This is a genomic window from Agrococcus baldri (genome assembly GCA_900114805.1).
Classification (GTDB): Bacteria; Actinomycetota; Actinomycetes; order Actinomycetales; family Microbacteriaceae; genus Agrococcus; species Agrococcus baldri.
The window spans coordinates 344,303-365,885 of the sequence record FOZN01000004.1 but is presented as its reverse complement, the minus strand read 5'-3'; the positions used below and the strand labels follow the sequence as shown (position 1 = coordinate 365,885).

Here is a 21,583-nt window from a genome sequence, read left to right as displayed (position 1 = left end):
CGTGGCGAAGACTGACGCACCGGGCGAGACCTACCCCTCGCGACGCAAGGCGCGCAAGCACGCCGTCGAGGTGATCTACTCGGCGAACGCGCGCGAGGAGTCGCCCGAGACGGTGCTGCGCGACACCGCCGACCGGCTCGGCTGGTCGAAGCACGGCTGGTTCGAGTTCGCGCGCGAGATCGTCGCGGGCGTGGCCGATGAGACCGAGGCGCTCGACGAGCTGATCGCCTCGTCGAGCGAGCACTGGCCCATCGAGCGCATGCCGCGCACCGACCTGGCGATCCTGCGGGTGGGCGCGTGGGAGCTCGAGCACGAGACGGCACCGGCGAGCGTGGTGGTCTCGGAGGCCGTGCACCTGGCCAACGAGCTCTCGACCGAGCGCTCCGGCGCCTTCATCAACGGCGTGCTCGGCAAGATCGCGGCGCAGCGCGGCTGATCCCGCCGCGCCGGTGGCCTTCCCCGGGCCGGGGGACGTTCCTGCTTGAATGCGGACGTCCACCGTCACGAGAGGACTACCGTGCTGGTCAGAGCGCTGATCTCGTCCCTGGCCGCCGTCGTGATGGCGGCGTCGCTCATCGTCGCCGCACCCCAGCCCGGGCAGACGGCCGGCCCGATCGGCGCTGCTGTCGAGGAGTGCCTGGTGCGCTCGGCGATCGTGCCGCTCGAGGTCGCAGCCGATGCCGACGCGCGGGCGCTGCGCGAGGCGGCGGCTCGCACGCTGCAGCACGCGCTCCTGCTGCGGCACGCGGATGCGGTGGCTGGTGCGGAGATCGAGCGCGACTCGGGCGGCGAGGCGGTCGCCCTGCGACTCGTGGGCGTCACCGGCTCACCCGGCGCGGACGGTCTGGCGCGGGCGGAGGTCGAGCGACTCGAGACGCATCTGCGGGCTGAGGCGCGATCGCTCCAGCTCGTGGTGGGTGAGGTGGCGGAGCAGCCGCTGACGGCGCTGTGCATGAGCCTCGACCGTGTCCTGCACCTCGACGGCGAGACTGGCGACGCCATCGTCTCGGCAGCCATCGACCAGCGCGCCGCGAGCCTCCGGATCGGCCTCGACGTCGCAGCGAGCGCGCATCCCGCGCTCGAGCGCAGGATCGAGGCGCTGCCGAGCGCGATGCAGGACGAGCCCGCGGCGACGGGCGCCGACCTGCTGACCGAGCTGGGCCTCACCGACCTGGGCGTCCCGGTCGAGCTCATCGCCGATGTCGCCGACGAGCCGGTGAGCCGCATGCACGACACCGACGGCTACGGCGGTGGCAACGCCATCCGGGTCGGCAATCTCGCCTGCACGACGGGATTCGCCGTGCGCACCTCCGACGGCGCATCCGCGGTGATGAGCGCCGGCCACTGCGCCTTCCCGCTGGGGGCCAACGGCGGTGCGGTCGTGAGCGGTCACGCCAGCAATCTGTGCGGGCGGGGCAGCGGCAGCGGGATCGGCCGGGTGTCGCAGAACCTGGTCGCGGGCAGCCGACACGTCGACTCGCTGGTGATCCGCACCGGGTCCGCGCGCCCGACCATGTGGCTCGGGAGCGGATGCTCGGGGTCGCACGAGGTGCCGGTGCACGGTGCCGGCCAGGTGAGCAGCGGCGCGTCCGTCGGGTTCTCGGGGGCACGGCAGGGGGAGCGCTACGCGACCCGCACGTCTGAGCCCGCCGGCTGCTACGACTTCGGCTACTGGGCGTGCTCGATCTACCGATCGATCTCGAGCGCGCCGGTGCCGCCGTGGTCGAACTACGCCTGCCTGCCGGGCGACAGCGGCGGCCCGACCTTCCGGCATCGCTCCGGCGGCGGCGTCATCGCGCTCGGGCTCATCTCCGCATCCGGCTACGACCTCGGGATCAATCGCTGCAGCTGGGTCGACATGGCCACCGCCCTGCACCTCAGCGGTGCGACGATGATGACGCACAGCTCGCTGACGATGGCAGCGCCCTCACGGATCGCTGGCCAGAACAGATTCGAGACCGCCGCCCTGCTCTCCGCCAGCGGCTACCCGCGCGGCGCACGCCAGGTGTATGTGGCCAGCGGTGAGCTGTTCCCCGATGCGCTGAGCGCCGGCGCGGCAGCGGCACACGTTCGTGCCCCGCTGCTGCTGACCGCCGCGGCCGCGCTGCCGGCCGCCACCCGCGCTGAGCTCGTCCGCCTCGCCCCGACGTCGATCGTCCTCGTCGGTGGACTGCCGTCGGTCTCAGCAGCCGTCGAGGCGTCGTTGGCCGAGCTCGCTCCGGTGACCCGGCTTGCCGGCGCCAACCGCTACGAGACGAGCGCGCTCATCGCGCAGCACGCCTTCACCGATGGCGCCGGCACCGCGTTCATCGCGACCGGGCGAGGCTTTCCCGATGCCCTGGCTGCCGGACCGGTCGCGGCCATGCAGGGCGCACCGATCCTGCTCGTCGACGGCAACGGCACCGCGTCTCCGGCCACGCTCGCGGCGCTCGATGCGCTCGGGGCGACGACCCTCACGGTCGTCGGCGGCATCCCCTCCGTTGCCACCGCCGTCGTCGACGCGATGCGTGAGGGCCGCACGGCAACGCGCGTCGCCGGCGCGAATCGCTACCAGACGGCGGTGCGCATCAACGCGGCATTCCCCGCGCGCCCACCGACGCTCTACATCGCTGCCGGCAACCGCTTCCCCGACGCGCTGGCCGCCTCGGCGGTGGCCGGGGCGCGCGGCGCACCGCTGTATCTGACGCCGAGCAGCTGCCTCGATGGGTCGCTGCCGATGGAGCACCGACGACTCGGTGCACCTCCGATCGTGCTGCTCGGCGGCACGCCGACGCTCACGCATGACGTGACGCGCTACGAGCTCTGCGGCTGACGGGCGACGTCGATGTCGACGGCTCTCGCGTCCTGCCGCGCGAAGGCGGAGGATGGGCGCCATGGACGAGCAGCCGACCACCGAGACCGTCACCACCGACTGCGTCATCGTCGGCGGGGGACCGGCCGGCCTGATGCTCGGGCTGCTGCTGGCGCGGCGCGGCGTGCGGGCGACCGTGCTCGAGCAGCACGGCGACTTCCTGCGCGATTTCCGCGGGGACACGATCCATCCATCGACCCAGCAGAACCTGCACGAGCTCGGCCTGCTCGAGCGCTTCCTCGAGCGGCCGCACGCCGACCTGCCGCAGGTGACCATGTCGTTCTCGGGCCGTCGGCTCGTGCTCGCCGACTTCACGCGGCTGCCGACCAGGCGCCGCGCGATCGCGTTCATGCCGCAATGGGACTTCCTCGACCTGCTGGCGGATGCCGGTCGCGAGCACCCGGGGTACGTCCTGCGGATGCGCACGGCCGCGACCGCACTGCTGCGCGACGGCGAGCGCATCGTCGGCGTGCGCGCCGAGGGGCCGGGCGGGCCGGTGGAGATCCGCGCGAAGCTGGCCGTGCTCGCCGACGGGCGCGACTCGGCGCTGCGCGGGCACGCGGGACTCGAACCGGTCGGCGGTGCGAGCGCGATCGACGTGCTCTGGTTCCGGCTGCCGCGGCACGAGGGCGAGCAGATCCCCTTCATGCAGGCCGGAGACGGCGCGCTGCTGTCGATCCCGCGCGGCGACTTCTACCAGTGCGCCCACATCGTGCGGAAGAGCGCCTGGAGCGGCGATGCCGCCTCGCTCGACGCGATGCGTGCGCGGGTGGCGGCCCTCGCGCCCGCCTTCCGGGAACGCATCGCGGCCATCGGCGCCGAGGACGTGCGTGTGCTCGACGTGCGCATCGAGCACCTGGAGCAGTGGCACCGCGACGGCCTGCTCGTCATCGGCGATGCCGCGCACGCGATGTCGCCCGCGGGAGGCGTCGGCATCAACCTCGCCATCCAGGACGCGGTCGCCGCCGCGAACGCGCTCGCACCTCGCCTCGCCGGCGCGCGGCCGACGACGGCGCTGCTGCACCGCATCCAGCGTCGTCGTCAGTGGCCGGCGCGCGTGACGCAGGCATTCCAGCGGCGGCTCGAGACGGTGCTGGTCAAGCTTGCCGAGCCCGGCGAGCAGGTGCCCGTGCCGCTGCCGTTGCGCGTCGTGCAGCACTTGCCCGCCGCCCGGCATGCCATGGGGCGGTTCATCGGGCTGGGCGCGCTGCCGGAGCATGTCGCGCGGTAGAGTGGACCCATCAGACAACCTTGAAGCCCGTCCTGTGAGGCGGAGAAGGGAGTCGTCCGTGACTCAATCGCGCATCGTGCTCGGCCCCGACGAGATCGCCAGGGCCCTCACGCGCATCGCCCACGAGATCCTCGAGGCGAACCATGGTCCAAAGGACCTCGTGCTGCTGGGCATCCCCACCCGCGGCGTCCACCTCGCCGAGCGACTGGCCGCCCGGCTGACCGACATCACCGGCGAGGACTTCGCCGCCCGCACCGGCGCGCTCGACATCACCATGCACCGCGACGACCTGCGTGCCCGCCCGACGCGTGCACCGCATCCGACCCGCATCCCGGCCGTCGGCATCGACGACCAGGTGATCGTGCTGGTCGACGACGTGCTCTACTCGGGCCGCACCATCCGCGCCGCCCTCGATGCGCTCTCGGACCTCGGCCGGCCGCGCGCCGTGCGGCTGGCCGTGCTGGTCGACCGCGGCCACCGCGAGCTGCCCATCCGGGCCGACTCGGTGGGCAAGAACCTGCCGAGCGCCCGCAGCGAGCACGTGTCGATCCTGCTCGACGAGGTCGACGGCGAGGACGCGGTCGTGATCGAGGACGGCGCCGCATGAAGCACCTGCTGACCGCGGCGCTGCCCCGCGATGAGGCAATCGCGCTGCTCGATCTGGCCGAGGACATGCACCAGATCCAGGACCGCGACGTGAAGAAGCTGCCCGCGCTGCGCGGCCGCACCGTCGTGAACCTGTTCTTCGAGGACTCCACCCGCACGCGCTCCTCGTTCGAGATCGCAGGCAAGTGGCTCTCTGCCGACGTCATCAACGTCTCGGGCAAGGGCTCGAGCGCATCCAAGGGCGAGTCGCTGCGCGACACGGGCCTGACCATCGCCGCGATGGGCGTCGACGGCGTCGTGGTGCGCTCGGGCTCCTCCGGCGCACCGGCGCTGCTGGCCGACTGGATCGGCCGGCCGGTCGTCAACGCCGGCGACGGCACCCACGAGCACCCCACGCAGGCGCTGCTCGACGCGTTCGCCCTGCGCCGCAGGATCCACGGGGCGGATGCGTCGCGCGGCAAGGGGCTGGACGGCGTGCGCGTCGCGATCGTCGGCGACATCGCGCACTCGCGCGTCGCCCGCTCGAACGCCCTGCTGCTGCCAGCGCTCGGCGCCGCGGTCACGCTCGTAGGCCCGCCCTCGCTGCTGCCTCCTCCAGCCGCCGACGGCACGCGCCTCGGCGTGCGGGCCGAGACCAGCCTGGACGCCGTCATCGCCGAGCAGCCCGACGCCCTCATGCTGCTGCGCGTGCAGCTCGAGCGGCAGGCGGGCAAGGTGGCACCGAGCCCCGCGGAGTACATCACCGGCTGGTCGCTCACCGACGAGCGCCTCGCGCGGCTGCCGAAGGCGCAGATCATGCACCCGGGGCCGATGAACCGCGGCCTCGAGCTCTCGAGCCGCGCCGCCGACGGCGAGGCCTCCACCGTGCTCGAGCAGGTCACCGCCGGTGTCTCGGTGCGCATGGCCGTGCTCTACTCGCTGCTCGCATCCGACCAGGGAGGCTCCCGATGACCACTCCGCAGACCGGCACTCCGCAGACCGGCACTGCGCGGGCCGGCACCACGCTGGTGACCGGTGCCGCCGTCCTGGGCGGCGAGCCGCGCGATCTCGCGATCGCCGACGGCGCCTTCGTCGATCCGACGACCATCGACCGCGACGCTGCCGAGGTCGTGGACGCATCCGGCCTCGTCGCCCTGCCGGGGCTGGTCGATCTGCACACGCACCTGCGCCAGCCCGGCGGCGAGCAGGCGGAGACCGTCGCCACCGGCGTGCGCGCGGCCGCGGCCGGTGGCTACACCTGCGTGTTCGCGATGGCCAACACCACGCCCGTCGCCGACACGCCCGCGGTGGTCGAGCAGGTGCACCGGCTCGGCCTCGAGGCGGGGCTCGCGACCGTGCGGCCGATCGGGGCGGTGAGCGTCGGGCTCGCGGGGGAGCGGCTGGCCGACATGGGCATGCTGGCCGGCTCGGCAGCGCGCGTGCGGGTCTTCAGCGACGACGGGCACTGCGTCGCCGACGCCGAGCTCATGCGCCGCGCCCTCGAGCACGCCGCCTCGCTCGGCGCGGTCATCGCGCAGCACGCGCAGGACCCCTCGCTCACGCGCGGCTCCGTCATGCACGAGAGCCCGCTCGCGGCCGAGCTCGGCCTCACCGGCTGGCCGTCCGCCGCCGAGGCCGCGATCGTGGCGCGCGACGCCATGCTCGCCGAGGCCGCCGGCGCGCGGCTGCACGTCTGCCACGTCTCGACGCTCGAGACCGTCGAGGTGGTGCGCGCCGCCAAGGCCAAGGGCATCGCCATCACCGCGGAGGTCACGCCCCACCACCTGCTGCTCACCGAGGAGCTCGTGCGCAGCTACGACGCCCGCTACAAGGTGAACCCGCCGCTGCGCGCCGACCGCGACGTGCGGGCGCTGCGCGAGGCGCTGGCCGACGGCACCATCGACATCGTCGCCACCGACCACGCGCCGCACGCGCCGGAGGCGAAGCAGGCGGCGTTCGCGGATGCGGCCTTCGGCATGGTCGGGCTGGAGACCGCGCTAGGCGTGGTGCAGGAGGCGATGGTCGAGACCGGGCTGCTCGACTGGGCGGGCGTCGCGCGCGTCATGTCGACCGCGCCGGCCGCGATCGGCCGCGAGAGCGGCTACGACGCCCCGCTCGAGATCGGCTCGCCCGCGCACCTGGTGCTGGTCGACCCCGCCGCGCGGCGCACCGTCGAGGCCGCGAGCCTCAAGGGGCGCTCGACCAACTCGCCCTTCCTGGGCGTCGAGCTGCCCGGCACCGTGCTGCATGTCTGGCACGGCGGCCGGCGCACCGTGATGGATGCCGAGATCGCAGAGACGCAGGTGCAGGCATGACCAAGGAGCTCTTCGCGCTGCTCTGCGCGGCATTCGTCGTGCTGGTGGCGCTGCTGGTGTGGCTCGGCATCCGCGGCCGCCGACGACGCCAGCGCGACATCACCGCGCCGCAGGGCTGGATCGACGCGACGCCGAGCCTCGTCGTCGACGCCCTCTACGTCGCCACCACCCGCGCCGGCGACCCCTACGACCGCATCTTCGCGCACGGGCTGGGCTTCCGCGGCCGCACGAGGATGGCGATCGACGCCGACGGCGTGCAGCTGCTCGCCGACCGGCGCGAGCTGCGCATCCCCGCCACGAGCATCCGCTCGGTCGAGCGGGCCACCTGGACCATCGACCGCGTGGTCGAGCCCGGCGGGATCATCGTGATCGCGCACGAGCTCGGCGCCGACGTCGACACCTACGTGCGCGTCATCGGCGATGACGCGCCCGCGTTCGAGGCGCTCAGCGCCCTCGCCCGCGGCACCACGACCACCACTGCAGGGGAAGGACTCACCCCATGACCGAATCAGCATCGAGCGCACCCGCAGCCCTGCGCCGGGCGCAGGACGCCGCCCTCGTCCTCGAGGACGGCACGATCTACCGCGGCAGCGCCTACGGCGCGACCGGTCAGGCGCTCGGCGAGGCCGTCTTCGCCACCGGCATGACCGGCTACCAGGAGACGCTCACCGACCCCAGCTACGCGGGCCAGATCGTCGTGCAGACCTCGCCCCACATCGGCATCACCGGCGTGACGAGCGAGGACGACGAGTCGGCGCGCATGTGGCCGAGCGGCTACGTCGTGCGCACCGCCAGCCGCATCACCTCGAACTGGCGCGCGGAGGAGCCGCTCGGCGCGCAGCTCGAGCGCGACGGCGTCGTCGGCATCGCCGGCGTCGACACTCGCGCGATCACGCGCCGCATCCGCGACGTGGGCGCCATGCGCGCCGGCGTCTTCTCGGGCGAGGCGCTGACGGATGACGCTGCGATGCTCGCCGTCGTGCGCGAGAGCCCGCAGATGGCCGGCCGCAGCCTCGCCGCGACCGTCAGCACGACGGAGCCGTACGCGCTGCCCGCCGAGGGCGAGTCGATCGGCACGCTCGCGGTGCTGGATCTCGGCATCAAGGGCTCGACGCTGAAGTACCTGCAGCAGCAGGGCTTCGACCTGGTGGTGCTGCCGCAGGACTCCACCCTCGAGCAGGTGCTCGCGCACGAGCCGGTGGCCGCCTTCTACTCGAACGGCCCCGGCGACCCGGCGGCCTCCGGCAGCCAGGTCGAGCTGCTGCAGGGCCTGCTGCGCGCCGAGCTTCCGTTCTTCGGCATCTGCTTCGGCAACCAGCTGCTGGGCCGCGCGCTCGGCTTCGGCACCTACAAGCTGCCCTTCGGCCACCGCGGCATCAACCAGCCGGTGCTCGACGTGGCGACCGGCCGGGTCGAGATCACCAGCCAGAACCACGGCTTCGCCGTCGACGCGGCGATCGGCGAGCAGCTCGAGAGCCCGGCGGGCTTCGGCCGCGTCGAGGTGAGCCACTACTCGCTCAACGACCGCGTCGTCGAGGGCCTCCGCGCCCTCGACATCCCCGCCTTCAGCGTGCAGTACCACCCCGAGTCGGCGGCAGGGCCCAACGACGCCCACCACATGTTCGGTCAGTTCCGCGATCTCGTCATCGCGAAGAAGGGGGCGCAGGCCTGATGCCCAAGCGCGACGACATCAACTCGGTCCTCGTGATCGGCTCCGGGCCGATCGTGATCGGCCAGGCCGCCGAGTTCGACTACTCCGGCACGCAGGCCTGCCGCGTGCTGCGCGAGGAGGGCGTGCGCGTCATCCTCGTCAACTCCAACCCGGCGACGATCATGACCGATCCCGACTTCGCCGACGCCACCTACATCGAGCCGATCACGCCAGAAGTGATCGAGACGATCATCATGAAGGAGCGTCCCGACGCGATCCTGCCGACGCTGGGCGGCCAGACCGCGCTCAACGCCGCCATGGCGCTGCACCACCAGGGCATCCTCGAGCGCCACGGCGTCGAGCTGATCGGCGCGCGCCCCGACGCGATCGAGCGCGGCGAGGATCGCCAGATCTTCAAGCAGCTGGTGCTCGACGCCGGCGCCGACGTCGCCTCGAGCGTGATCGTGAAGAACATCGACGAGGCGCTCGCCTTCACCGCCGAGTACGGGTACCCGGTGGTCGTGCGGCCCTCGTTCACGATGGGCGGCCTGGGCTCCGGCTTCGCCCACGACGAGGCCGAGCTGCGCCGCTTCGTCGGGGACGGCATCCACTCGTCCACGATCGGCGAGGTGCTGCTCGAGGAGTCGATCCTCGGGTGGAAGGAGTACGAGCTCGAGCTCATGCGCGACACCGCCGACAACACGATCGTGATCTGCTCGATCGAGAACGTCGACGCCGTGGGCGTGCACACGGGCGACTCCATCACGGTGGCGCCGGCGCTGACGCTGACCGACAAGGAGTACCAGCGGATGCGCGACATCGCCATCCGCGTGATCCGTGACGTGGGCGTCGACACCGGCGGCTGCAACATCCAGTTCGCGGTCGAGCCGGCCACCGGCCGCATCATCGTCATCGAGATGAACCCGCGCGTCTCGCGCTCCTCGGCGCTCGCCTCGAAGGCCACCGGCTTCCCGATCGCGAAGATCGCGGCGAAGCTCGCGCTCGGCTACCGGCTCGACGAGATCCCCAACGACATCACGAAGGTGACGCCGGCGGCGTTCGAGCCGGCGCTCGACTACGTGGTCGTGAAGGTGCCGCGGTTCAACTTCGAGAAGTTCCCGGCGGCGGATGCGACCCTCACGACGACCATGAAGTCGGTCGGTGAGGCGATGGCCATCGGCCGCACCTACACGCAGGCCCTGCAGAAGGCGCTGCGCTCGCTCGAGAAGCAGGGCTCCTCCTTCCACTGGCACGGCGAGCCGGGCGACGCGGCGGCGCTGCTGGAGACCGCGAAGACGCCCACCGACGGCCGAATCGTGACGCTGCAGCAGGCGCTGCGGGCGGGCGCGACCATCGCGCAGGCGCACGAGGCGACCGGCATCGACCCCTGGTTCCTCGACCAGATGGTGCTGATCAACGAGGTCGCCGACGCGATCGGCGGCGCGGACGCGCTCGACGAGGCGACGCTGCGGCTTGCGAAGGAGCACGGCTTCTCCGACGCGCAGATCGCGCAGCTGCGCGGCCTGCCCGAGGCCGAGGTGCGCCAGGCGCGCTGGGCGGCGGGCGTGCGCCCGGTCTACAAGACGGTCGACACCTGCGCGGGCGAGTTCCCCGCCGAGACGCCGTACCACTACTCGAGCTACGACCTCGAGACCGAGGTCGTGCCGTCCGACCGCCGCAAGGTGATCATCCTGGGCTCCGGCCCCAACCGCATCGGCCAGGGCATCGAGTTCGACTACTCGTGCGTGCACGCGTCCTTCGCGCTCGCCGACGCCGGCTTCGAGACCATCATGGTCAACTGCAACCCGGAGACGGTCTCCACCGACTACGACACCAGCGACCGGCTCTACTTCGAGCCGCTCACGCTCGAGGATGTGCTCGAGATCGTGCACGCCGAGCAGGGCGCGGGCGAGCTCGTCGGCGTGATCGTGCAGCTCGGCGGCCAGACGCCGCTGGGGCTGGCGCGCGGTCTGGAGGCGGCGGGCGTGCCGATCCTCGGCACCACGCCCGACGCGATCGACGCGGCCGAGGAGCGCGGCCTGTTCCAGCGCATCCTCGACGACGCCGGCCTGATCGCACCCCGCAACGGCACCGCCACCACGCAGGACCAGGCGGTGGAGATCGCCGAGCGCATCGGCTACCCGGTGCTCGTGCGGCCCTCGTTCGTGCTCGGCGGGCGCGGCATGGAGATCATCTACGACACGCCCAGCCTGCACGGCTACTTCGACCGCATCGCTGGCCACGGCATCGTGGGGCCGAAGGCGCCGCTGCTGGTCGACCACTTCCTCGACGACGCGATCGAGATCGACGTGGACGCCATCTACGACGGCCACGAGCTGTTCGTCGGCGGCATCCTCGAGCACATCGAGGAGGCCGGCATCCACTCCGGTGACTCCTCCTGCACGCTGCCTCCCGTCGGGCTCGGCCGCGCGCAGCTGCTCGAGATCCGCGACGCGACGCTGCGCATCGCCGAGGGCCTCGACGTGCGCGGGCCCATCAACGTGCAGTTCGCCTACGCGACGGGCGTGCTGCAGGTGATCGAGGCGAACCCGCGCGCGAGCCGCACGGTGCCCTTCGTCGCCAAGGCGATCGGCACGCCCATCGCGAAGGCCAACGCCCGCGTGCTCGCGGGCTCGACCATCGCCGAGCTGCGCGCCGAGGGGATGCTGCCCGAGCAGGACGGCACGATCATGCCGCTGGACGCGCCGGTGGCGGTGAAGGAGGCCGTGCTGCCCTTCCGCCGCTTCCGCACCGCCGACGGCCGCATGGTCGACAGCCTGCTGGGCCCGGAGATGCGCTCCACCGGCGAGGTGATGGGCATCGACCGCGACTTCCCGACCGCGTTCGCGAAGAGCCAGGCCGCCGCCTACGGCGGGCTGCCGACCACCGGCACGGTCTTCGTCTCGCTCTCCGACCGCGACAAGCGGCAGGCGGTGCTGCCCATCCACCGGCTGCAGCAGCTCGGCTTCCGCATCGTCGCCACGGTCGGCACCGCCGAGGTGCTCGCGCGCAACGGCATCCGGGTGGAGACGGTGCGCAAGCACTCCGAGGCCGGCGACGAGCCCTCGATCGTCGACCTGATCGACGCGGGCGAGATCGACGTGATCATCAACACCCCCTCGGGCGGCATGGCGCGCGCCGACGGCTACGAGATCCGCGCCGCCACGGTCGCGAGCGACAAGGCGCTGTTCACCACCGTCGCCCAGCTGGGCGCGGCGGTCGCGGCGGTCGAGGCCGCGCGCGAGGGCTTCGAGGTCACCAGCCTGCAGGAGTACCACGCGCGGCGGTCGGCGTGACCACCGCGGTGCAGCCGGTGACCTTCCTGCGGCGCCTCACCGCATCCGTCACCGAGCACGGACCGCTGTGCGTCGGCATCGACCCGCACCCGGCGCTGCTCGAGGCGTGGGGCGCCGGGCCCGGCACGGGGGCGGATGCGTCGGGTCTCGAGCGCTTCGGGCGCACGGTCGTCGAGGCGGCCGCCGGGCGGGTCGCGGTGATCAAGCCGCAGGTGGCGCTGTTCGAGGCGCACGGATCGGCCGGCTTCGCCGCGCTCGAGCGCGTGCTGGCCGACGCGCGAGCTGCAGGGCTGCTCGTGATCGCGGACGCGAAGCGCGGCGACATCGGCTCGACCAACGACGGCTATGCCGCCGCGTGGCTCACGCCCGGCTCGCCGCTCGAGGCCGACGCGCTGACGGTCAGCCCGTACCTCGGCGTCGGGGCGCTCGAGGGCGCCTTCGCCGCCGCCGAGCGCGCGGGCAAGGCGCTGTTCGTGCTCGCCGCGACCTCCAACCCCGAGGCCCGGACCCTGCAGCAGGCGCGGGTGGGCGACGGGCGCACAGTGGCGGCGACGGTCGCTGACGCGGTCGCCGCGCGCAACATCGCCTCCGGCGCCGGCCACGGCGTCGTCATCGGCGCCACCGTCGACCGCGCGGACTACGGACTCGTGACGGATGCGTCGACGCTGCGCGCAGCCACCCCGGTGCTCGCGCCCGGCTTCGGCGCGCAGGGCGCGAGCCTGACCTCGCTGCGCACGCTCTTCCCCGGCGACGCGCTCGTGCTCGCGAGCGCGAGCCGCAGCATCCTGCAGGCCGGCCCCGACGGGCTCGTCGCCGCGATCGACGCGGCGGGCGCAGCGCTGTCCCGATGAGCGACGCCGAGCGCGCATCCGAGGCGAGGCTCCGCGGCGTCATCGACCAGCATCCGGTCCCCGATCCTGGCGCCGCCGGCCGCGCGGCGGTCGAGGCGCGTCGCGCGAGGGCCGCGGTCAAGCGCGCCATCGCCGCCGGCCAGCGCGGCGCGCGGGATGTCGCCGAGCGGGCGTGGCAGGAGCCGGGCAGCCCGGAGGCGCGGCTGCGGGTCGAGGAGTACCTCGGCAGCCTGCGCAGCATGGGCCCCAAGCGCGTCGAGGCGCTGATGGCGAGCCTCGGCATCGCCCGCGCGAAGCGGCTCGGCGGGCTCGGCGGTTTGCAGCGCGAGCGCGTTCGCGGTTGGCTTGACGACGTGGATCCCTCGCGTCGCCCCCGTCTCATCGTCCTCGCCGGCCCGACCGCGGTCGGCAAGGGCACGGTGGCGCAGTACGTGCGCGACCACTTCCCGCAGATCCGCCAGTCGGTGAGCGCCACCACGCGCAGCCCTCGTCCGGGCGAGATCGACGGGGTGCACTACGCGTTCGTGAGCGATGCCGACTTCGACCGGATGGTCGGTGAGGGCGAGTTCCTCGAGTGGGCGAAGGTGCACAACCAGTCGCGCTACGGCACGCCGCGCTCGAGCGTGCAGGCCGCGCTCGACGAGGGCTCCTCGGTGCTGCTGGAGATCGACCTGCAGGGTGCTAGGCAGGTGCGCGAGTCGTTCCCGGATGCGGTGCTGCTGTTCCTCGCGCCGCCGTCGTGGGACGAGCTGGTGCGCAGGCTCGTTGGCCGCGGCACCGAGACCGAGGACGAGCGCACCCGCCGGCTCGAGACCGCGAAAGTCGAGCTCGCCAGTCAGCCGGAGTTCGACGCGACGGTCGTCAACACCGACATCGCCGAGGCGGCCCGCGAGGTCGTCGAGCACATCCTCGCGGCGGAAGCCGATCCGGCACGGTAGACTGAGTCCTTGCGCCCAGTGGCGCACGAGCTTTCGCGGGCCGCGCCCCGCATCCACCACGACTGCAGGAGGCACCCATGGCCAGCAAGGGCATCATCAACCCGCCGATCGACGAGCTGCTCGAGAAGGTCGACTCCAAGTACCAGCTCGTGATCTTCGCGTCGAAGCGCGCGCGCCAGATCAACGACTACTACACCGATATCCACGAGGGCTCGATGTTCGACAACGTCGGTCCGCTCGTCGACGCGACCGTCGAGGACAAGCCGCTGTCGGTTTCGCTGCACGAGATCCACCAGGACAAGCTGGTCCTGACCAAGGACGAGGCAGCCTCGGTCTGATGCGCGTCGTCGTCGGGATCTCCGGCGGGATCGCCGCGTACAAGGCCGCGCTCGCCATCCGCGAGCTCGTGCTGGCCGGGCACGACGTGCACGTCGTGCCCACCGCATCCGCCCTGCGCTTCATCGGGCGCCCGACGCTCGAGGCGCTGAGCCGCAATCCCGTCACCGACGAGGTCTTCGACGACGTCGCGAGCGTGCGCCACGTCGCGCTCGGGCAGCAGGCCGACCTCATCATCGTGCTGCCGGCGACGGCGAACACGATCGCCAAGCTCGCGCACGGCTTCGCCGACGACCTGCTCGGCACCACCATCCTCGCCTCCCGCGCTCCGCTGGTGCTCGCACCCGCGATGCACACCGAGATGTGGGAGCAGGCCTCGGTGCAGGCGAACGTCGCCACGCTCGCCGAGCGCGGCGTCACGATCGTCGGCCCGGTCTCCGGCCAGCTGACGGGCTCCGATGCGGGCCTGGGCCGCATGGCCGAGCCTGCCGAGGTGATCGCAGCCGCGCTCGCGCTTGTGACCGGCACGACCGGCTCGACCGACTCGGGCGCGACGAGCTCGCTCGCCGGCCGCAGCGTCGTGATCTCCGCCGGCGGCACCCGCGAGCCCATCGACCCGGTGCGCTTCCTCGGGAACCGCTCGAGCGGCGCCATGGGCGTGGCGCTGGCCGAGGCCGCGCGCGACGCGGGCGCCGCGGTGACGCTCGTCGGCGCCAACCTGCACGTGCCGGCGCCCGATGGCGTGGCGCTGATCGAGGTCGAGACGACGGCGCAGCTGGCCGAGGCGATGGAGGCGCACGCGAGCGCCGACGTGCTCGTGATGGCTGCCGCCGTCGCGGACTACCGGGTCGAGGGCGTCACCGACGGCAAGCGCAGCAAAGAGGAGTGGGGCGAGACCCCCACACTGACGCTGACGCAGAACCCCGACATTCTCGCCGGCCTCGCGCAGCGGCAGCGCCGCAACCTCGTCGTCGGCTTCGCCGCCGAGACCGAGGCCGACGACACGGCCCTGATCCACCGCGGCCGCGCGAAGCTCGCCCGCAAGGGCGCCGACCTGCTGGTCGTCAACCGGGTGGGGCACGACGAGGGATTCGGCAACGTGGCCACGCGCGTGAGCGTGCTGGACGCGTCCGGCGTGATCGCCGAGGCCAGCGGAGCGAAGGCGTCAGTGGCACGCGACATCATCGATACGGTCGCGCAGCAGCTCGCCGCACGGCCCGCCAGCACCCGCAGCACAGAGGAGCCTCGTTGAGCCTGCGCCTGTTCACCTCGGAATCGGTCACCGAGGGTCACCCCGACAAGATCTCCGACCAGATCTCCGACGCCGTGCTCGACGCGATGCTCGCGCAGGACGCGGAGGCACGGGTCGCCGTCGAGACGCTCGTCACCACGGGCCTCGTGCACGTCGCGGGCGAGGTGCGCACGTCGGGCTACGTCGACATCGCCTCGCTGGCGCGGCGCACGATCGTCGACATCGGCTACGACTCGAGCGAGGTCTCGTTCGACGGGCACTCCTGCGGCGTCACGGTCTCGATCGGCGAGCAGTCGAGCGAGATCGCGATCGGCGTCGACACCGCCGTCGAAGCGCGCAGCGGCTCGGTCGACCCGCTCGACCGCGACGGCGCCGGCGACCAGGGCATCATGTTCGGCTTCGCGACCGACGAGACCCCCACCTTCATGCCGGCGACCGCCTGGGCCGCCCATCGGCTCGCCGAGCGGCTCGCCGCTGTGCGCCGCTCTGGCGAGATCGAGTGGCTGCGGCCCGACGGCAAGACGCAGGTCACGATCGGCTACGACGGCTTCCGGCCCGTCAGCGTCGACGCGGTGCTGGTCTCCACGCAGCACGCGCCGGGCGTCACGCACGACGAGATCGAGGCTGCCGTGACGAAGCACGTGATCGAGCCGGTCGTGAGCGGCCTCGGTCTCGATACGAGCGGCATGCGCACGATCGTCAACCCCTCGGGCTCGTTCCTCACGGGTGGGCCGAAGGGCGATGCAGGTCTCACCGGCCGCAAGATCATCGTCGACACCTACGGCGGCGCTGCCCGCCACGGCGGCGGCGCCTTCAGCGGCAAGGACCCCTCGAAGGTCGACCGCTCGGCGGCCTACGCGCTGCGCTGGGTGGCGAAGAACGCCGTCGCGGCAGGGCTCGCTTCGCGGCTGGAGGTGCAGGCGGCCTACGCGATCGGGATGGCGCAACCGGTGGGCATCTATGTCGAGTCGTTCGGCACGGGCGCGGTCTCGGACGAGACGATCCAGGCCGCCATCCTCGAGGTCTTCGATCTGCGCCCCGGCGCGATCGTGCGCGACCTCGACCTGCGCAAGCCCATCTACCGGCAGACGGCCGCCTACGGCCACTTCGGCCGCGAGCTGCCCGGCTTCACCTGGGAGCGGCTCGACCGCGTCGACGCGCTGCGCGCCGCCGCCGGGCTCTGAGGCCCTTGCCCGCCGAGCCGGACGGGCTGCCGTCTGGGGCGATCGCGTCTGAGACGGCCCCGGGCGGAGAGCCTGGATACGCCCGGGTCGTCGTCGACTCGCGGCTGCCGCAGCTCGACCGGCTCTTCGAGTACCGCGTGCCACCGGGCATGACCGGGGTCGAGCCGGGCGTGCGCGTTCGCGTGCCGCTGCGCGGCGACCGCATGACGGCCGGCTGGGTCGTCGAGACGGCGGATGCGCGGGCCTGGGAGGGCGAGGTCGCCGACGTCGAGAAGGTGGTCTCGCCCGTGCCCGTGCTGCAGCCGGAGGTGTGGGCGCTCGCGCGCGCGGTCGCCGACCGGGCGGCCGGGGGAGCCGCCGATGTGCTGCGGGTCGCGATCCCCGGGCGGCAAGCGCGTGTCGAGAAGCAGTGGCTCGCGCGCGAGCGCAGCCCGCTGCCGGCGCTGCCCGCACTCGCCGAGAGCGAGGCCGTGCTGCCCCGGCTCGTCGAGGATCGGCGACGGGTGGCGATCGAATGCGCCGGCGGCGTCGCCGAGGTCGTCGACCTGAGCGACGCGATCGACAGCGGTGCGACGAACCGCACGGCATGGGTCGGCCGCTGGGCGATCGCGCTGGCCGCCATCGCGAGGCAGGCGGTCGAGCGCGGCGAGCAGGCGATCATGGTCGTGCCCGACCACCGCGACCAGCGACAGCTGCGCATCGCGCTCAGCGCCGCGATCGGCTCGGAGCGGGTGGTCGAGCTGGACGCGCGGCAGAAGAACCCGGAGCGCTACCGCGGCTTCCTGCGCTGCATCGACGGCGACCCGGTCGCAATCATCGGGCCGCGCTCGGCCGTCTACGCGCCGGCCGCGAACCTGGGCCTGCTGGCGATCTGGGAGGACGGCGACCCGCTGCTCTCCGAGCCGCTCGCGCCCTGGGTGCATGCACGCGACGCGGCGCTCGTGCGCCAGAGCCAGTCCGGCTGCGCGCTCGTGCTCGCCGGGCACGCGCGCTCGAGCGACGCCGAGCGGCTGGTGGAGCTCGGCTTCCTCGAGCACGAGCGCCTCGGCGCGCACCGCGTGCGGGTGCTGCCCTCGGCGCTCACCGACGACAGCAGGCGCGTGCCGGCCGTCGCGTTCCGCGCCGCGAAGGAGGCGCTGGCGACGCAGCCCGTGCTCGTGCAGGTCGCTCGCCCCGGCCACGCGCCCGGGCTGCGCTGCGGTGACTGCGGCGTGCGCGCCCGCTGCACGAGCTGCGCCGGTCCGCTCGGTCGCAGCGCGCGCGGCGCGGTGCCCTCGTGCCGACTCTGCGGCCGCCTCGCCGCCGCCTGGCGCTGCCAGAGTTGCCACGGCACGACGCTCACCGAGGTCGGTCGCGGCTCGACCCGCATCGCCGAGGAGCTCGGCCGCGCGTTCCCCGGCGTGCCGGTGATGGTCGCCGACGGGGAGCACGAGCGGCTCACCGTCGACGCGAAGCCGCGCCTGGTGGTCGCCACGCGCGGCGCCGAGCCCATCGCCGACGGCGGCTACGGCGCCGTGCTGCTGCTCGACGGCGACGCGCTGCTCTCGCGCGAGGGCCTGCGCGTGGCGGAGGAGGCCGTGCGGCAGTGGGCGACCGCCAGGGCGCTCGCCGCCGACGGCGCCACCGTCGTGCTGACCGGCGCAGGCGGCACCACCGTCACCGCCATCACCGGTGACACGACCGTGCCGTTCGCGAAGGCGGAGCTCGCCGAGCGCCGGAGCCTGCGCTTCCCGCCCGCCGTGCGCACCGCATCCGTCGTCGGGCACCCCGACGCCGTCGCCGAGGCGATCGAGGTGCTCGGCGTTCTCGAGCACCTCGACGTGCTCGGGCCGGTGCCGGCGCCGGCGGATGTCGTGAAGGGCAGCCGCGAGGGTGAGCTCGAGCGCGCCATCGCCCGCTTCGCCTACGCCGACGGCGCGCGCGTCGCAGGCATCGCCCGCGGCCGCGTGCTCGCCGCCGCCGCGCGGCCACGCAAGCCGGGCGCCCCACCGCGCCTCCGCATCCGCTTGGATGATCCAGAGCCGTTCGACGGCCTGTAGCCCCCAGATGGCCCGACCAGAAGGAACCATGCGCATCGTCTTCGCCGGCAGCCCCGCTGCCGCCGTGCCCAGTCTCGAGCTGCTCGCTCGCCGCCACGAGATCGCCGCGGTCATCACCCGCGCCGCCTCGCCGCAGGGCCGCAGGCGCGTGCTCACGCCCACGCCGGTCGCGGCGAGGGCGGCCGAGCTGGGGCTGCCCGTCGTCGAGGCGAACCGGCTCGACGCCGCCGCCACCGAGCAGATCATTGCGCTCGAGCCCGAGCTGGCGGTCGTGGTCGCCTACGGCGGGCTGGTGCGCGAACCGCTGCTGTCAGCGCCCCCGCACGGCTGGATCAACCTGCACTTCTCGCTGCTGCCCGACTACCGCGGCGCCGCGCCCGTGCAGCGCGCGCTCATCGACGGGCACGGCGTCACCGGCGTGAGCGTCTTCCGGCTGGTGCCGGAGCTCGACGCGGGACCGGTGGTGCGGATGCGCGAGGCCGAGATCCCGGAGGGCGCGACCGCGGGCGCGCTGCTCGCGCAGCTCGCGGAGCTCGGCGCGCGCGAGCTGGTCGAGGCGGTCGACGCGATCGCGGCCGGCACGGCGGTGTTCGAGGAGCAGACGGGCGCACCCAGCCTCGCGCCGAAGCTCGCGCTCGCCGACGGCGCGCTCGACTTCACGCAGACGGCGCCGGCGCTGCTGGCGCGCTTCCGCGGCGTCACGCCCGAGCCCGGCGCCCACGCGATGCTGCGCACCGAGCAGGGCGAGGGAGAGCGGGTGAAGCTGCTCTCGCTGGCACGCTCCGGCGCCGAGCCGCTGGCGCCGGGCGAGGCTGCGCTCGCCGGCCGCACCGCCGTGGTCGGCACCGGCAGCGCCCCGCTCGAGCTGCTCGAGGTGCAGCCGGCCGGCAAGCGCCCGATGGCCGGCGCCGACTGGCTGCGCGGCCGCGGCGGCTCCGCGACGTTCGAGGTGGGCGCATGATCGACGCCACCGCCCGTCGGGTCGCCCGCGACGTCGTCCTCGACGTCGACCGCGACGACGCCTACGCCAACCTGCTGCTGCCGCAGCGCATCCGCGAAGCCGGCCTCAGCCCCGCAGACGCCGGCTTCGCCACCGAGCTCGCCTACGGCACGCTGCGCTGGCAGGGCCAGCACGACGCGCTCATCGCCGACGCCGCAGGCCGCCCGATCGAGCAGATCGACCCGGAGACGCTCGCCACCCTGCGCATCGGCTCGCACCAGCTCAGCCGCATGCGCGTGCCCTCGCACGCCGCCGTGCACGAGACGGTCGCGCTGCTGAAGCACCACCGCGGCCGGGCGGGCTTCGCCAACGCCGTGCTGCGGCGGCTGTCCGAGGTGCCCTTCGAGCAGCGGCTCGCGACGCTCACGGCCGAGCTGAGCGACGACGAGCGGCTCGCGCTCGAGACGGGCCACCCCGCCTGGGTGCTGCGGGCGCTGCGCCGCACGCTCGAGCGCGAGGGCGCAGGCGACGAGTTGCCCGCGCTGCTCGCCGCCGACAACGACCCGCCGGCCGTGCAGCTCGTGGCGCTGCCGGGGCTCGCCGACCCCGACGCGCTCGGCCTGCCGGGCACCGCGAGCCCCATAGGCCGGATCGCGCCGGCCGGCGACCCCGCGCGCCTGCCGCAGATCACCGACGGCAGCTGGCGCGTGCAGGATGCCGGCAGCCAGCTCGCCGCGCTCGCGCTGACGCGCGCGCGGCCGGTCGCGGCGGGGGAGCGCTGGCTCGACCTGTGCGCCGGGCCCGGCGGCAAGGCGGCGCTCATGGCGGCCGAAGCCGCGAACGTGGGCGCGCAGCTCGAGGCGAACGAGCTGCTGCCACATCGCGCGAAGCTCGTCCGTCAGGCCGTGCGGGCGATCGAGACGGCGGCGCCCGGCAAGGGGCCGCGCGTCGTCACCGGCGACGGCCGCCGCTACGGCAGCGGCGAGACGGCGCACGCCTTCGACCGCATCCTGCTCGACGCGCCCTGCACGGGCCTGGGCGCGCTGCGCCGCCGCCCGGAGGCGCGCTGGCGCAAGCAGCCCAGCGACGTGCCAGCGCTGGCGACCCTGCAGACCGAGCTGCTCGAGGCATCCGCCAACGCCCTCAAGCCCGGCGGGATCATCGCCTACGTGACCTGCTCACCCCACCTGGCCGAGACGCGAGCGGTCGTCGAGCGCGCTGCCGCGCTCGGCCTCGAGCCGCTCGACACGCGCGCCGTCGTGCGCGAGCTCTCGCCCGGCATCGCGCTGGGCGAGACAGGCGACGCCGTGCAGCTGTGGCCGCACCGCAACGGCACCGACGCGATGTTCATCCAGCTGCTCACCACCGCTGGCCGATAGCGCACGCACAGGTCGATAGGCTGGAAGCCATGGTCAGGATTCACCCCAGCATCCTCTCGGCCGACTTCGTGAACCTCGAACGCGACCTCGGCAGGATCGCCAGCGCCGACGGCGTGCACGTGGACGTCATGGACGCGCACTTCGTGCCCAACCTCACCTTCGGCCTGCCGATGGTGCAGCGCATCGCCGAAGTCACCGATCTGCCGATCGACGTGCACCTGATGATCGACGACCCCGACACCTGGGCGCCGCAGTACGCGATCGACCGCGTCGACTCCGTCACCTTCCACGCCGAGGCGACCCGCGACGCCGTCGCGCTCGCCCGTGAGCTGCGCGCACGCGGCACCCGCGCATCCATCGCCATCAAACCCGGCACGCTCGTCGACGAGGTCATCGAGCACCTGGCGGAGTTCGACATGGTGCTCGTCATGACCGTCGAGCCCGGCTTCGGCGGGCAGTCGTTCATGGGCGAGATGATGCCCAAGGTCGAGGCGCTGCGCGGCAAGGCCGAGCAGCTCGGCATCGAGCTCGCGCTGCAGGTCGACGGCGGCATCACCGCCGACACGCTGCCGATCGCGGCCGCCTCGGGCGCCGACGTGTTCGTCGCCGGCAGCGCCGTCTACGGCCACTCCTCGCCCGCCGAGCGCATCACGGCGCTGCGCGACGCCGGCCGCGGCGCGTTCGACACCGGCCGCATCGACCTGCGCGCGATCCACCGCGGCCTCGCGGGCACCG

The 21,583-nt window shown here is 73.5% G+C and carries 17 protein-coding genes and 1 pseudogene; all 18 read left to right on the top strand.

Annotated elements, in window-relative coordinates; genetic code table 11:
• Position 1 precedes the first annotated feature (1 nt).
• Entirely contained in the window at positions 2–436 is a 435-nt protein-coding gene (nusB, locus tag BM288_RS13385; protein ID WP_092919575.1) for a transcription antitermination factor NusB, read from the top strand.
• Between the two features lie 81 nt (positions 437–517).
• The gene (locus BM288_RS13380) at positions 518–2,812 is read left to right on the top strand and encodes a cell wall-binding repeat-containing protein (protein ID WP_092919574.1); all 2,295 of its coding nucleotides are present in this window, start codon (positions 518–520) and stop codon (positions 2,810–2,812) included.
• 61 nt (positions 2,813–2,873) lie between these two features.
• Complete coding sequence (locus BM288_RS13375) at positions 2,874–4,082, top strand: FAD-dependent oxidoreductase (RefSeq protein ID WP_092919573.1); 1,209 nt, start codon at positions 2,874–2,876, stop codon at positions 4,080–4,082.
• A gap of 58 nt (positions 4,083–4,140) precedes the next feature.
• Positions 4,141–4,689 (top strand): bifunctional pyr operon transcriptional regulator/uracil phosphoribosyltransferase PyrR, encoded by a 549-nt coding sequence (gene pyrR, locus BM288_RS13370; protein ID WP_318255585.1) that lies wholly within the window; start codon positions 4,141–4,143, stop codon positions 4,687–4,689.
• Positions 4,686–5,639 (top strand): aspartate carbamoyltransferase catalytic subunit, encoded by a 954-nt coding sequence (locus BM288_RS13365; RefSeq protein ID WP_092919569.1) that lies wholly within the window; start codon positions 4,686–4,688, stop codon positions 5,637–5,639. The genes pyrR and BM288_RS13365 overlap by 4 nt, the downstream gene beginning before the upstream one ends.
• Positions 5,636–6,982, top strand: a complete 1,347-nt coding sequence (locus BM288_RS13360; RefSeq protein ID WP_092919567.1) for a dihydroorotase — start codon at positions 5,636–5,638, stop codon at positions 6,980–6,982. Before BM288_RS13365 ends, BM288_RS13360 begins: the two co-directional genes overlap by 4 nt.
• On the top strand, positions 6,979–7,485 hold the full coding sequence (locus tag BM288_RS13355; protein ID WP_092919565.1) for a PH-like domain-containing protein: 507 nt from the start codon (positions 6,979–6,981) through the stop codon (positions 7,483–7,485). The genes BM288_RS13360 and BM288_RS13355 overlap by 4 nt, the downstream gene beginning before the upstream one ends.
• Positions 7,482–8,654, top strand: coding sequence for a glutamine-hydrolyzing carbamoyl-phosphate synthase small subunit (carA, locus tag BM288_RS13350; protein ID WP_092919563.1), 1,173 nt, complete (start codon positions 7,482–7,484; stop codon positions 8,652–8,654). The genes BM288_RS13355 and carA overlap by 4 nt, the downstream gene beginning before the upstream one ends.
• Positions 8,654–11,929, top strand: a complete 3,276-nt coding sequence (carB, locus tag BM288_RS13345) for a carbamoyl-phosphate synthase large subunit (protein ID WP_092919561.1) — start codon at positions 8,654–8,656, stop codon at positions 11,927–11,929. The genes carA and carB overlap by 1 nt, the downstream gene beginning before the upstream one ends.
• A complete protein-coding gene (gene pyrF / locus BM288_RS13340) occupies positions 11,926–12,780 on the top strand; it encodes an orotidine-5'-phosphate decarboxylase (protein ID WP_318255583.1) in 855 nt (284 codons plus the stop codon). Before carB ends, pyrF begins: the two co-directional genes overlap by 4 nt.
• Positions 12,777–13,718, top strand: a complete 942-nt coding sequence (gene gmk / locus BM288_RS13335) for a guanylate kinase (protein ID WP_092919559.1) — start codon at positions 12,777–12,779, stop codon at positions 13,716–13,718. Before pyrF ends, gmk begins: the two co-directional genes overlap by 4 nt.
• 77 nt (positions 13,719–13,795) lie before the next feature.
• On the top strand, positions 13,796–14,056 hold the full coding sequence (rpoZ, locus tag BM288_RS13330) for a DNA-directed RNA polymerase subunit omega (protein WP_092919557.1): 261 nt from the start codon (positions 13,796–13,798) through the stop codon (positions 14,054–14,056).
• Positions 14,056–15,306 carry a bifunctional phosphopantothenoylcysteine decarboxylase/phosphopantothenate--cysteine ligase CoaBC gene (gene coaBC / locus BM288_RS13325; RefSeq protein ID WP_092919555.1) on the top strand — a complete coding sequence of 417 codons (1,251 nt, stop codon included), beginning with the start codon at positions 14,056–14,058 and terminating at the stop codon, positions 15,304–15,306. The genes rpoZ and coaBC overlap by 1 nt, the downstream gene beginning before the upstream one ends.
• Entirely contained in the window at positions 15,303–16,490 is a 1,188-nt protein-coding gene (gene metK / locus BM288_RS13320) for a methionine adenosyltransferase (protein ID WP_092919553.1), read from the top strand. Before coaBC ends, metK begins: the two co-directional genes overlap by 4 nt.
• A 5-nt stretch (positions 16,491–16,495) precedes the next feature.
• The gene (locus BM288_RS13315) at positions 16,496–18,529 is read left to right on the top strand and encodes a primosomal protein N' family DNA-binding protein (protein WP_318255582.1); all 2,034 of its coding nucleotides are present in this window, start codon (positions 16,496–16,498) and stop codon (positions 18,527–18,529) included.
• Positions 18,530–18,557: 28 nt separating this feature from the next.
• The gene (locus BM288_RS13310; protein WP_092919551.1) at positions 18,558–19,490 is read left to right on the top strand and encodes a methionyl-tRNA formyltransferase; all 933 of its coding nucleotides are present in this window, start codon (positions 18,558–18,560) and stop codon (positions 19,488–19,490) included.
• Positions 19,487–20,848, top strand: a complete 1,362-nt coding sequence (locus BM288_RS13305; protein ID WP_092919549.1) for an RsmB/NOP family class I SAM-dependent RNA methyltransferase — start codon at positions 19,487–19,489, stop codon at positions 20,846–20,848. Before BM288_RS13310 ends, BM288_RS13305 begins: the two co-directional genes overlap by 4 nt.
• A gap of 29 nt (positions 20,849–20,877) precedes the next feature.
• Positions 20,878–21,516, top strand: a pseudogene (rpe, locus tag BM288_RS13300) (ribulose-phosphate 3-epimerase); the annotation flags it as partial.
• Positions 21,517–21,583 lie beyond the last annotated feature (67 nt).